This is a genomic window from Silvimonas soli (assembly GCF_030035605.1).
Classification (GTDB): domain Bacteria; phylum Pseudomonadota; class Gammaproteobacteria; order Burkholderiales; family Chitinibacteraceae; genus Silvimonas; species Silvimonas soli.
In genome coordinates this window covers 1,795,567-1,808,419 of sequence record NZ_CP106736.1, presented here as the reverse complement: position 1 = coordinate 1,808,419, position 12,853 = coordinate 1,795,567, and the positions used below count along the sequence as shown (strand labels likewise).

12 protein-coding genes and 1 tRNA gene are annotated in these 12,853 nt (G+C 56.6%); 8 read left to right on the top strand and 5 right to left on the bottom strand.

Going from position 1 to position 12,853, the window contains the following annotated elements:
• Positions 1-22: 22 nt before the first annotated feature.
• Positions 23-1,780, bottom strand: a complete 1,758-nt coding sequence (locus tag N7220_RS08325; RefSeq protein ID WP_283150986.1) for a sensor histidine kinase — start codon at positions 1,778-1,780, stop codon at positions 23-25.
• Positions 1,781-1,956: 176 nt separating this feature from the next.
• Here N7220_RS08325 and N7220_RS08320 point away from each other — a divergent pair, with 176 nt between their 5' ends.
• The 3 genes from N7220_RS08320 to N7220_RS08310 all read left to right on the top strand — a co-directional run bounded on the left by N7220_RS08320 (position 1,957) and on the right by N7220_RS08310 (position 3,843).
• Complete coding sequence (locus N7220_RS08320; protein ID WP_283150985.1) at positions 1,957-2,628, top strand: response regulator transcription factor; 672 nt, start codon at positions 1,957-1,959, stop codon at positions 2,626-2,628.
• Between the two features lie 107 nt (positions 2,629-2,735).
• Entirely contained in the window at positions 2,736-3,251 is a 516-nt protein-coding gene (locus tag N7220_RS08315; protein ID WP_283150984.1) for a GGDEF domain-containing protein, read from the top strand.
• 217 nt (positions 3,252-3,468) lie between these two features.
• On the top strand, positions 3,469-3,843 hold the full coding sequence (locus tag N7220_RS08310) for an Hpt domain-containing protein (RefSeq protein ID WP_283150983.1): 375 nt from the start codon (positions 3,469-3,471) through the stop codon (positions 3,841-3,843).
• A gap of 111 nt (positions 3,844-3,954) precedes the next feature.
• On the opposite strand, the gene N7220_RS08305 is transcribed toward N7220_RS08310, so the two are convergent.
• The 4 genes from N7220_RS08305 to ispB form a co-directional block, all read right to left on the bottom strand.
• Positions 3,955-5,544, bottom strand: a complete 1,590-nt coding sequence (locus N7220_RS08305; RefSeq protein ID WP_283150982.1) for a sensor domain-containing diguanylate cyclase — start codon at positions 5,542-5,544, stop codon at positions 3,955-3,957.
• Between the two features lie 533 nt (positions 5,545-6,077).
• Entirely contained in the window at positions 6,078-6,395 is a 318-nt protein-coding gene (locus N7220_RS08300; protein WP_283150981.1) for a hypothetical protein, read from the bottom strand.
• 678 nt (positions 6,396-7,073) lie between these two features.
• Positions 7,074-7,150, bottom strand: a tRNA-Pro gene (locus N7220_RS08295).
• A 67-nt stretch (positions 7,151-7,217) separates the two neighbouring features.
• Complete coding sequence (ispB, locus tag N7220_RS08290; RefSeq protein ID WP_283150980.1) at positions 7,218-8,180, bottom strand: octaprenyl diphosphate synthase; 963 nt, start codon at positions 8,178-8,180, stop codon at positions 7,218-7,220.
• Positions 8,181-8,472: 292 nt separating this feature from the next.
• Here ispB and rplU point away from each other — a divergent pair, with 292 nt between their 5' ends.
• From rplU to N7220_RS08265, 5 genes are all read left to right on the top strand, one after another.
• Complete coding sequence (gene rplU / locus N7220_RS08285) at positions 8,473-8,784, top strand: 50S ribosomal protein L21 (protein ID WP_283150979.1); 312 nt, start codon at positions 8,473-8,475, stop codon at positions 8,782-8,784.
• 21 nt (positions 8,785-8,805) lie between these two features.
• On the top strand, positions 8,806-9,087 hold the full coding sequence (gene rpmA, locus N7220_RS08280) for a 50S ribosomal protein L27 (protein ID WP_283150978.1): 282 nt from the start codon (positions 8,806-8,808) through the stop codon (positions 9,085-9,087).
• Between the two features lie 258 nt (positions 9,088-9,345).
• Positions 9,346-10,527 (top strand): GTPase ObgE, encoded by a 1,182-nt coding sequence (obgE, locus tag N7220_RS08275; protein WP_283150977.1) that lies wholly within the window; start codon positions 9,346-9,348, stop codon positions 10,525-10,527.
• Between the two features lie 5 nt (positions 10,528-10,532).
• The gene (locus N7220_RS08270; protein WP_283150976.1) at positions 10,533-11,423 is read left to right on the top strand and encodes a beta-1,6-N-acetylglucosaminyltransferase; all 891 of its coding nucleotides are present in this window, start codon (positions 10,533-10,535) and stop codon (positions 11,421-11,423) included.
• A gap of 64 nt (positions 11,424-11,487) precedes the next feature.
• Positions 11,488-12,744 (top strand): hypothetical protein, encoded by a 1,257-nt coding sequence (locus N7220_RS08265; protein WP_283150975.1) that lies wholly within the window; start codon positions 11,488-11,490, stop codon positions 12,742-12,744.
• Positions 12,745-12,853: the final 109 nt, after the last annotated feature.

Genomic DNA, 12,853 nt, shown 5'->3' with positions numbered 1-12,853 from the left:
AGCAACAACGCTGCGTGAAAGGCTAGGGCTGGTCGGTGGTATGCGGCAGCCAGATCGAGAAACTACAGCCTTCGCCCGCCGGGCTGGCCACCGTCAGCTTGCCGCCATGCTGTTGCACAATGCGTTCGACCAGAAACAGCCCTAGTCCCGCTCCGGGCTTGCTGCTGGCATTTCGACCACGAAAGTACTTCTGGAAAATACGTGGCAGTTCGTCGGGGGCAATGCCTTCTCCATGGTCCACCACCCGTATTCGCACATCCCCAGTATCGTCGCCCTCGGCCTGCAGTTCGATGCCTTTATCCGGAGGCGAGTAGCGGTTGGCGTTAGATAGCAGATTGCCCAAAGCAACGCGTAAAAGCTGACGGTCGCAAAAGAACCTGGCGGGCAGGGCATTTGTTATTACGTGCACTCGCCGATATGGGAAGTCGGCGGCCACTTCCTCGAGCAACTCCTGGATGCTGCACCAGGCATGATGCATGGGCTGCTCGGCGTATTCCAGGCGATCTAGCGACAGATATTCGTCGATCAGGTTACTCATTCGCAGACAGGCATTACGGATGTTGGTACAGCGTTGCAGGAAGCGCTCTTTGGGCCCGTCTGGATTGGCGGCCAGTTTCTGCGCCGATGTATTAATGATGGCCATGGGGGTGCGAAACTCATGCGACACCATGGACACAAAATCGCGCTGCTGCTGATGGGCCAGTTGTTCGATAGCCAGAGCCCGTCGCAGCGCGTTGTAGCGGTAAATGATGTACAGACTCATCATGACCATATGAATTAACGCGCCTGCCTGCAGGCTGTAGTCGGTGAGCACGCTGGGGGAGAGTGCTCCCAGATTGCGCAGGTAGCGGATAGCGGCACCCAGATCAAAGATGCTGAAGGTGACCATATAAAACAGTGCTTTGCGCATACCTCGCTGCCACAGGACAAAGGCTGCGACTTGAGTGGTGATTGCCCACAGCAATGAGGCAATGGCCGCAACACTGACGCCTAGTGCGTAAAAACCGCTCAGAGTCAGCAGGGCAGCAACGCTGGCAACCGCGCCCAATCCATAGAGCATGGCTCGGCCGTAACGCGGCAGGCAGTCCCGCAGATCCAGCATGCCGGAAGAAAGTTTTGCCCCCACCCAAGGCAAAATGCACAGCGCAAATCCACCGAGCGGAACGGCCACACTGCCCGCAAGATGACGTGGTAGTCCGCTTGCGAGCAGCACCACCAGCAAGATGGTTGCTGCATAGGCGCCATACCAGCCCATAAACGCTTCTCGCGTCCACCACCAGAAAAACAGCTGTAGCGCGATTACCAGGAAAGACACGCCGAAGTACACGCCATGCCAGAAACCTTCCTCGGCGGTATGCGCATAGAACGCTTTGGCGGACCAGGACTGCACCCGGGTGGAAAGGGACGTGCGCGAAGCGATCCGCAGCATGAAATGCGTACTCGCCGTGGATGGCGGCAAGACGAAGGCCACGCTGATGGTGTCCAGTGGCCAAAGCTTGTGCGCTACGGCTCTGCCAGCCCGTTGTTCCTGCCAGGAGCCATCGCTCTGCAGTTGGTACAGCCGCACGTCTTCAAGTATCGGATTGGTCAATTCGAGAATGGTTTGACCATGGGCAGCATCGAGATTTACACCCAGCCAGATCGCTGCCGCGGTAAAGCCATGATTCACTTCGGTGACTGGCGGGTTCCAGGTTGTGGCGCGCCCGGCGTCTTTGGCTGTGAGGGTTGCGGTGCTATCAATTAGCCACGGCGTAGCAATGGGCTGAGGTTCCGCCTGCACCGGCTGCGCCAGGCAAAGTCCGCAAACTCCCATTGCGACACAAAATAAGTATCGTAATATTGGATAGGACCATGTCATACGGATCGGACGCATCGTTTTGCCTCAACACACGCGTGTTAGTGCAGCAATGATGAACGAACCCGGGCATGGAATTTCCGGGTTTATTCGGGATGATCATGAATCTGGTATTACTGGAAGACGAGCCGATTCTTTGCGAAGAATTGGCCGAGTATTTGGGTGAAAACGGCCATGACGTTACGGTGGCTAAAAGTATTGCCGAATTTCGCCAGGCGTTTATTCCCGCTGTACACCGAATTGTCATCATCGACCTCGGATTGCCGGATGGCGACGGTACGGACTTGATCAAACAGCTACGTGCTGCTCGTCAGCGGGTTGGCATCATCGTCCTGACCGCCCGTAATACCACCCATGACAAAGTGAGCGGCCTGATTGACGGGGCTGATCACTACCTTTCAAAACTTGCCGATTTAGACGAATTGAACGCCACGGTAGCAGCACTGGGCCGCCGTCTGGTTGCCGATACATTACCCTGCTGGATTCTGCAGGCTGCTCCCCGCCAACTCATTCCCCCTGGTTTCCCGCCGATCCCGTTATCCGGGCAAGATTACGTTGTGCTGCTTGCACTCGCAAGCGGCGGTGACGTTTCCCGGCAATCCATTGTTAGCGCCTTGGGTGAACGCTTTCTCGACTATGATCAGCGCCGTATGGATACCCAGATGCGGCGCCTGCGCCGTAAAGTCGAACAAGCGTGTGGGCTGGAATTACCGGTGACTACTTTGCGTAATATAGGCTATCGCTTTCACGATCCCATTGAATTGCGCAATTAGCGCGAGTCTCACCTTATTGTTGTATGCAGCCGCGCAACGTGGCTAAATATCTGCGATTTGCTCATATTTGCTCAGTCACTTCTTTCTGCAGTTTGAGATGATTCCTTATGGAAAATCTCAACACGTTTGCACCCGGCTCTGCGCTTGACCAGATCACAGGTCTGCATAGCCGGCACCAGTTTTTCTGTTGGGCTGAGCCATTAGTGCGTGATCAATTGCCATACGCCGTGCTTGTTCTGAATCTGGAGCACTTCAAACAGATTACCGACACCGGCGGTTATGACGCCGGGGACATTGCGCTGGCGCTGGTTGCCGATGTCTTGCGAGCCAGCTTGCGTAATTGCGATATCGCCGCCCGTCTGGACCGAGACGAATTCGTGATAGGTCTATGGCAGGCAACGCAAGGCTACGCCCAGGCAGTAGCACTACGCATCCACAGCGTATTGGCTAACCAGTCCATTTCATTTCTCGATCGGACGATCCGCTGCACTGTGCATATTGGTGTCGCCGCGTCCTTTCCGGATCTGGAGGCAGGTATGGCTGGCGTCGCGAACCGGGCGGATGAGGCGCTTGCTCGAGCCAGACAATCGGGCAGGGGTCAGGCTGTGCTGGCTGGGGCGTGATCAGAACGGCCAGCTAACATTCCGACTCAACTCGGGCTGATGCTCAGGTAAGCACCCAAGCCATGTCCAGTCCGGCCCGGCTTTTGCCCAAGCGGAACCAACCCGTGTCTTCGCATGCCGCTGGTTGCGTCGACCGGCTTGCCGCAGCCGCAACGCACATCAACTGATACCACCATTCGCCCACCGGGAAGCAACATTGCAAATAGATGGACTGGATATGACGGCCACCTGGTTCCGTTCGCGCAATGCAGACCGTCGCCGCGTAATTCTGCAGGCCTTTGTCAAAAATCAGGCCGCAACCGCTCAAGTAATCAGAGAGGCGCTCACCTGCAATGATCTGCAAACGGCACAGCGTCTTGCCCATACTTTGAAAGGGCTAGCCGCGATGATTGGCGCGCGGGAGACGCAAAATCTGGCTGCCGAGCTGGAAGCGAGCCTTGAATTGAATCGTGGCGCTGATTTGCCTCGCGATCACGTGGTTGCACAGCTGGATTCTGCCCTGGCACGACAAATGCAGGCGATTGTCGCTGGGCTTCGCCCCGTTGCTAACGATTGCGGAACAGACCAGGATGGCTCTGGAGATGCTGGCTAGCAGTGGTTCGTGAAATCGTAGCCGACAACCGGTTTGGCTACACGCTTGCCAGCGCGTCAGTGATGGTTATTTCAATTTCATCTTCAGCTCTGCCGATTCGGCTGGCGGATATCAGTGAGTCACGCTGACCTTGCGCCCATCTTTGACGGGCTTGGCAGCAATTGCAGGTGCCGTCAGGTCTTTGGCCAATACCACGCGGTTTCTACCCCATGCTTTGGCGCGATAAAGTGCGGCATCTGCCTGTTTCAATACGTTTTGCATATTCATGCCAGATTGTGGCTGGTATTCAGCAATGCCGATGCTGACGGTGCAGCGGATATCCTGTCCGTTCACCGTAACGACCGTTTCCGCCAGCGCCTGGCGGATGCGCTCCGCCACAACCGCTGCGCCGTGCTGTTCGGTCTGGGGTAGGCCAATGATGAATTCCTCTCCGCCAAAGCGCGCGGCAATATCGCAATCGCGGATGTTGGCCCGCAAAATATCGGCGAGCGTACGCAACACCGCATCCCCTGCGTCATGGCCGTAGGTATCGTTGACCTTCTTGAAATGGTCCACGTCCAGTGCCAGAACGCTCCATGGCTGCCGATACCGATCTGACTGATGCTGGATCGTCTCGGTCCAGCTGAAAAATTTGCGCCGGTTAGCCAGACCCGTCATGAGGTCATGCAGAGCGTCGTATTCAAGTACTTTGCGCTGCACCTGGTTCTGGTGAAATACGTCCAACAGCAGCCATTGCAGGACACAGATACAGGCAAATACAAGGCCGGTGATGGCGGCCTGGATACGCCAGTTAAACAGGTATTCGTTTTTGCTTTGCGCGACCATTTGCAGCCAGCGGGCGTCGTGCAGCGGGGCCAGCACGACGAGCCGCTCCAGCCCGTCAACCGTAGACCGGTAAAACTTCACATCCGGGCCATAGCGGGTGTCCCGAAAAGATGAGCTGCTGATCGTTTGCCCGCCACCTTTATGCCCCGCTTGCGGATCCCCGGCATAGGTATAGCGATAGAGCATTTCTCGCGTGTGGTAATCAAGAATGGCCAGCACGCCATCTTTGCCAAGATCGAAACCTCGCACTGCGTCGGTATTAAGCAGCACCGACAAGCTATGCAGGCTGGTGAAGCCCACAACACTGCCCATGGTTTTGCCATCGGGCGACCTGATCATCTGGTAAGTCATCATGCCACCTCCTCCCAGTTCGGCGGCAAACGGGCGGGCGACAAAAGCGGAGGTGGATTCTACCCAGCGATCATAGATCAAGCGGTATTGTGGCGAATCCTTGAAGGAGTTATTGGCCAGAACAGTCGCCGGCAAGACCGACGCCACCGGCACGCCAGAGTCAAGGGCAATGATCTTGCCGGTTGAATCAAGTACCGCGACGGTATCAAGCCATCCGTGTTTTGTTTCCTTGCTTAGCAGGAGCTTCCTTTTTTGCGGGTTGTCCGCGTGGACACCCATCTCCTGCATTTCGTCAGCAACAGTTGCGAGCTGATAATTCAACGTTGTCTCGAGTTGCTCGAAGCTTCGCATATGCATCGACGAAACGTTTCTGAGGCTCTGCACCACCCCCGCCTCAATCCAGCCGCGTTCCAGATAGAGATAACCCGCCACACTGCCACCCTGAACCAGCAGCGCCAGTATCAGTAGCGCCCGTTTGGCCGGCAGGCCGGAGAATAAAGTGCTCGTGAAAGATCGTAGATGCACGATGAACAACACTCATATAAACGTACTGATAGGGCCGGGCCGGGAGTGAGCGCATCGGTCTGCATCAGTGAACTGGTAAACCCAAGCAACGGGCGGAGAATTTTGCAGGCCCGACGTCACCCCGAATTGCTGTGCGTACGCTTTATGACCATGCATTTTCCGGATCGCACCAGGGCATTGACGAAAGCCAACCAGCACGTCCGTACGTTTTACCCAACTTCAATGTGGCGAAACTGAGCGGGTCTAAGCAAACCGGGAAAAACGGCAGTATTACCGCCTTGATCTTGCAGGGATTATTTGCTGTGCGGGCACCGTTTGTTGTGGGACTGGCGGTACCGTTTTTGGCCGGATCGGGGGAATAAAAAGGGTATTGAGGGGGCGAACAGGGCGAGCGTTGCATCGCGTCGCCCGGTTGGCCGGAGGTGACGTGCAGGAGTTGAAGTTTTAGTTTTGGCAACGCAATGCGAGAAGTGCCATTGCAGCAGGTGGAGGCTATGGCGCGCTGTTAATGGATTGAGCCTGCAACGGAGCCATTAACGGTTACGGCCTTGCCGTCTTGTCCGTGGTGCATCTCGATTGGCGTTGACCGTGTTGTTGCGGTCGTAATGTTGTATCTGGTCGCGCTGGATATTGGTCGAGCGATTGACGTTTACGTTGATTTCATCATTATTGTTATTGGCGATGGCAGCGCCAACGGCCATGCCCATCACTACTCCGCCAGCCGGAAAAACGGGAGCGGGTGCCGGTGCATAAACCGGTGCGGGTTGCTGAACCACGATGGTTTCTGCCGCAAAAGCCATTGGCAGGGAAAGCACAGCGGCAGCTGCAAGAATAAAAACAGGTTTCTTCATGGCTATCTCCTTGTCTCGAAATGAGACTCGGCGAATTCTGACACCGCGAGGAAAATACTTGCTGCGAACAACTACCATAAAAACCAGGTGGTTTTGCAGGGGAACAAACCTGGCCAGGCCGGTCTAAAGGGCCCGCCTGGCTAAGACCACGTGGCCATCCTTGTGATTGATGCGGCATCGGCAGGGGGGGCCACGAACTCATCGACAGCCTGCGCGCCGGTTACTTTCTCCGGGCAAGTCGCCATACAGCGGGCCTTTGCTGATGAATTCAAACAGGAAGCCGAAGCCCTCTATGCCCAGACCTTGCCCGCTATCGTCTTGTAATGCAGTCGCGCGAGGCGCTCACCTGCTATGGCAAGCGGATTGCGGCAGGGCGCATGGGCTTTGAAGTACTGCATGATCGTGGCGTCGCGCCGACGGCGTTCGGCTGGCATGTGCACGGCGCTTTGTCCGGCAGCTCGGAACATTGGGGTAACGATTGTCGAGTGAAAACTGATGGCTGCCACCGCGTGCCCCTTTCTGTTGTTGGGGGCGAATCTGGAAAGCCGTTTTAATCGGGGTTTCGCGGCGGTGATGCGAAAGGTCTGCGGCCAGCCACTAATTCGTCACGAAATGGCCGAAAACGACAAAGCCCCAGCAAGTGGGGCTTTGTGCGGTCCTTGATCAACAAGGCAAATCTGGTCGGGGTGAGAGGATTCGAACCTCCGGCCTCTACGTCCCGAACGTAGCGCTCCACCGGGCTGAGCTACACCCCGACTTGGGTGTCTGCGCAGGCTTGTAAGCTGCGAAGAAACGGGATTATCTCCGCCGACTTGGGGGCTGTCAACTGTTTCGGGAGATAGCCAGATCTGCCAGCGCCAGCAAGGCCTGGCGGGCTGGACTATCTGGTATTCCAGTCAATTGGGCCTTGGCGCGGGCGGCTTCTTCGGTGGCAATTTTGCGGGCGTATTCGAGTGCGCCGGTGGCGTGAATTGCGCGGCTGACATCATCAAAACGGTCACGGCTGGCATGGGTCAGTGCTTCGCGTACGGCGGTGGCATGTTCCTCATCACCGTTACGCATGACATAGATCAATGGCAGTGTTGGTTTGCCTTCAGCCAGATCGTCACCCAGGTTCTTGCCGATCTCTTCGGTGTGGCCGGAGTAATCCAGTACGTCGTCGATAATCTGGAACGCAGTACCCAGGTGCATGCCGTAACGGGCAAAGGCGGCTTCGGTATCGGCATCGACGCCAGCCAGGATCGCACCAAGGCGGGATGCGGCTTCAAACAACTTGGCGGTTTTGTATTGAATAACTTGCAAATAGCCGGCTTCATCGATATCGACGTTACCGATATTCATCAATTGCAGCACTTCGCCTTCGGCAATGATGTTGGTGGCTTCAGCCAGCACTTCCATGACGCGCATGGAGCCAACGGAAACCATCATCTGGAACGAGCGGGTATAAACGAAATCGCCTACCAGGACGCTGGCGGCATTGCCGAACAGGGCGTTGGCGGTTTCGCGGCCACGGCGCAACGATGATTCATCGACCACATCGTCGTGCAGCAAAGTGGCGGTGTGGATGAACTCGATTACCGCAGCGAGAGTGTGGTGATGTTCGCCTTGATAGCCCAGTGCTTTGGCGGTGAGCAGCACCAGGATGGGCCGCAGGCGCTTGCCGCCGGAAGAAACAATGTATTCACCGACCTGGCGCACCAGCACGACATCTGAATAGAGCTGTTTGCGAATCAAGGCGTCAACCGCCGTCATATCCTGGTCGACGACCGATTTGACCAACTCCATTGCCACGAGCGCCTCGCTTGAACTGGGTATTAAGTAAACGCGAAATCTTAGCATGGTTCAGGTACATGCTTCGACCACGATTGTGTTGCAACAAGGCGGGCGGCGATTTTTTGTTTTGATTTCAGTTTTTGGCGAGGCCTTGCCGACCCCCTGAACGGTAGCCGGAAAATGCGATAAGTGTTTGACGGGTAAAGGAGTCCAGCGTATAGTCGCCGATTCTTCCGCAAGGGCGGAGGGCTGTATTGCGCAAGTAGTGCAGTTTTTTGGGTGCAAACTCTTTGGAGCTTGTTAAATGTATGCAGTCGTAAAAACCGGTGGCAAGCAGTACAAAGTTGTCGTCGGCGAAAAACTTAAAGTAGAACAGATTGCTGCAGACATCGACAGCCAGATCGTACTGAATGAAGTATTGATGGTGGCAAACGGTGATGCAGTGACGATCGGGACCCCTGTGGTCGCCGGCGCTGCCATCAAGGCAACGGTCGTGTCTCATGGTCGTGGCGCGAAGGTCAGCATCTTCAAGATGCGCCGTCGTAAGCACTACCAGAAACATCAAGGCCATCGCCAGAACTACACCGAAATTCGCATCGATTCTATCGACGCGTAATTCAGACAGGAGCTAACAACCATGGCACACAAAAAAGCTGGCGGTAGTTCCCGTAACGGCCGCGATTCGCACGCCAAACGTCTGGGCGTAAAAGCCTACGGTGGCGAACTGATCAACGCCGGTTCGATTATCGTGCGTCAACGTGGCACCGAGTTCCATCCTGGTGACAACGTTGGTATGGGCAAGGATCACACCTTGTTCGCGCTGGTCGACGGTTACGTGAAATTTGTGATCAAGGGCGCGCAACAACGTCGCACTGTGACCATTCAGCCGTACGAAGGCGAAGTGATCGAAGTAGCTTAATCGCTACGGGGTCATTTCCTGAAAAAGCCCTATCCCTGTGATAGGGCTTTTTGTTTGTAAGGGGTGGGGTCTTGATAAGGCGTCAAGTGAGAACCACTTTGAAACTTATTGCCCGTCACTTTGTATAATGTCGAGGACCGGTGGCACCAGACGAAGGCGCCAGGTCCGGTTTTTCCGGGGGCTGTTCGCGCATGATGCGATCAGCCAGGTGTTTACTCCTCGCACCGCGCCCCTCATGCCTCACACTCAGAGTTCATCATGAAATTCATTGACGAAGCCAGAATTGAAGTCATCGCCGGTAAGGGCGGTAAAGGGTCGGCCAGTATGCGCCGCGAAAAATTCATCCCACGTGGTGGCCCGGATGGCGGCGATGGCGGACGTGGCGGCAGCTTGTGGGCCGTGGCGGATGAAGATATCAACACCTTGGTCGATTATCGCTTCGTCAAAAAATACAAAGCGCAGGATGGTGAGTCCGGTCGCGGTGCCGATTGCTACGGTGCGGCGGGCGACGATATCGAACTGCGCATGCCGGTGGGCACGGTGATTACCGATGCCGAAACCGATGAAATCATTGCCGATTTGACCCACGACGGTCAGCGCATCTGCATTGCCAAGGGCGGCAAGGGCGGTTGGGGCAACATCCACTTCAAGTCATCCGTGAACCGTGCGCCACGCCAGACCACATCCGGCGAGCCAGGCGAAACCCGTGAACTGAAACTGGAACTGAAAGTGCTGGCTGACGTTGGCCTGCTGGGCATGCCTAATGCCGGTAAATCCACGTTCATTCGCGCCGTTTCTGCCGCCAAGCCCAAAGTGGCCGATTATCCGTTTACCACGCTGCACCCGAATCTGGGCGTAGTACGTATCGATGACAACCGCAGCTTTGTGGTTGCCGATATCCCCGGTTTGATTGAAGGCGCGGCAGAAGGCGCTGGTCTGGGCCATCGCTTCCTCAAGCATCTGACCCGCACTGGTGTGTTGCTGCACATTGTTGATCTGGCGCCGTTTGATGAAGGCACCGATCCGGTTGCTGAAGCCAAGGCCATCGTTGAAGAACTGCGCAAGTACGATGAAGAACTGCATGACAAGCCGCGCTGGCTGGTGCTGAACAAGCTGGACATGATCCCGGAAGAAGAGCGCGATCAACGCGTGAAAGACTTCCTCGAAGCCTATGGCTGGGATGGTGGCGAGCCTGATCCGTACAAGCCGTTTGATCCGCAACAGCGCCGTCTGTTTACCATCTCCGGTCTGACTGGCGAAGGTTGCCGTGGCCTGACCTGGGCGATCATGGATTATCTGGACGCCGCCCGCGCGCTCAAGAAAGAACAAATGGCTCACGCCACTGAAGCTGCACCGGCTCCGGCACCCAATGTTTGCGAAGGGCTGACGCCAGAAGAATGCGCTGCAGCTTTGCAGCATGTTGATGGCGACGAGGCCTGAGCGGGTTGGTTGAGCAACAACAGGCACCGCTGCAGATTGCTTACCTGATCCTCGCGCACGACCATCCGGCCCAGTTGGGTCGGTTGGTTGCGCGTCTGCAGGGGCCCGGTGTGCGGTGTTATCTGCATATCGATGCCAAAACCAGCGATGCCACCTTCGCGGCAATGCAAGCCGCGATGCCCGCCAACGCGGAGGTGCAATTCATCGCACGGCGAGCGTGTGGCTGGGGTGGTTTTTCGCTGGTCGCCGCAACGCTGGATTTGCTTGCTGCGGCGCAGGCCGTAGGCTTTGATTGGGCGATACTGCTGTCTGGCGCCGACTACCCCGTCAAAACTCATGCGCAGATCGCTGCCCGGCTAGGTGCGTCGGACGCCTTGGGTTATCTGGACGTGCGCTCGCAAGCGCAGTTCGACGTGCGCCATCGCTGGCAAGCATTTCATCCCGAAAGTCTTAATGGCAAGCCGCTGGGCAAAGCCCTCCAAAAGTTGCAGCGTGGCGCAAGACGCCTGGGTTTGCATCGCCGTCTCCCCACGCCGCTCGCCCAAGTATGGGCCGGTTCTCAATGGTGGTGTTTGTCAGCTGATGCCTGCAAAGTGCTGACCGATTTTGTGGACCGTAATCCGTCAGTTATCCGGTTCTTTCAGACCACCAGCGTACCCGATGAAATGTTTGTGCAAACCGTGTTGATGGCCACTTGTGTGGCGCCGCATCTGGTCAAACACAACCATCACGCCATCCGTTGGCAAGCGGATGCCTGGTCACCCGCTACCTTTGAAACTGAAGATGTCGCCGAGCTGGTGTCGGGTCCGACGCTGTTTGCGCGCAAGTTTACGGCCGACGGCAAAGTGACCGCGCTCATCGACCAGGCGTTGGCAACACGTCAATCGGTCGCATAACCACCCATCGCATGCGGCTTCCCGCGTAAAATGCTCCATCTTTGAAAACGGCCCGCTGCCCCGCATGATCAATACGGAATCACCGCTCGCCGAGTTTTTCCAGCCCGGATTTGACCCGGCTGATTTAGGGCCACTGGCTAGCCTGTTGCGCGCCCGCGAATATCTCAACGCGCTCATCACGCTGTTTCGTGGTGGTGAAGATGAAGTGATGGTGCGCCTGCTGATTTTGCGAGTGATCGGCTCGCGCGCCGACGCGCCGCGCTGGAGCCCGCAAGAACTCGAAACGCATTTCTCGTATATCAACCCGGTCAAGCGCGACACGGTGCTCAAGCGCCTGCGTGAAAACGGCTTGCTGGTGTGGGATAGCGACGAGAGCCTGTATTCGCTCAGTGAATCGGCCCGCATTGCCTTGGCCGCCATCGCCACGCTCACCCAGTTTGCCGATAGCGATGCCGAACTCGGTTATCTCACCGCTCAAGTCGCCGCTGGCCAGGCGCTGGGTAATGTCTCGCCTGAAGCCCTGCAGCATTTGCATGCGCGGCTGAACGAACTGCACCGCAATTTTGAAGAAGCGCTCGAATCCCAATCGGAATACCAGATTCGCAATGCCCGGGCCAAGCTCGAAAGCGTATGGAAGTGGGTGGAGAAGGGCACAGACGTGGTCCGCTCCGTGCTGGAAGATGAATCGGGTGATCGCCAGGTGCAGCAAGTGGCGCAGGCGATTGCTCTGGCGCAAGGCCGTATGCTGCGCATGACCGGCGTCTTCCAGCGTCGCTTGGCAGAACTGGCCGCGCAGCGTGTTCACCTTGGCCAATCGGGTTTGACCTCGACCAACGTGGCTGACTGGCTGCGCGAACGCACGCAAGAACAACTGGCCACGCTGGGTCGTGACCTGCTCACCTTCCACCCCGAACCGTCGTTTGCCATGTCCGATATCTTGCTGGATGTGACCGAGTTTGAACTGCTGGAACGCGAGCGTGATGAAATCGTCGCCAGCGATCTGCCTTCATCCGAGATTTCCCCGGCGATGACCGCTGTTGAAGCCGAACGCTTGATCCACGCCGAAGAGTTGTTTGCCCTGCTGCAAGGCATAGATGTGGAAACCACATTGGCTCAGGCCGTGTTGGCAGATACATACCCTGAAACCGCGTATCGCTTGTCGTTATTGTCCCTGCTGGGCGACCAGGAAGCTGCGCTGGAACAAAGCATTGTGGCTGATCTGGTGAAGTTGCCATTGGCGTTTGTGACTGAAGACATCGTGGACGAAGTGGATCACCCCGAGGTGGCAACGCTGACGCGAGGTTGGGTCAAGCCGCTTTAGTTAGGCCCGGTAGCCCGGATGAAGCGTAAGCGGGAATCCGGGGTAGCAATACAAGAAAGTATGCAGGCTTGGGAATATGAATGTTGCGCAGAGTCCGCCGCGGCAAGCA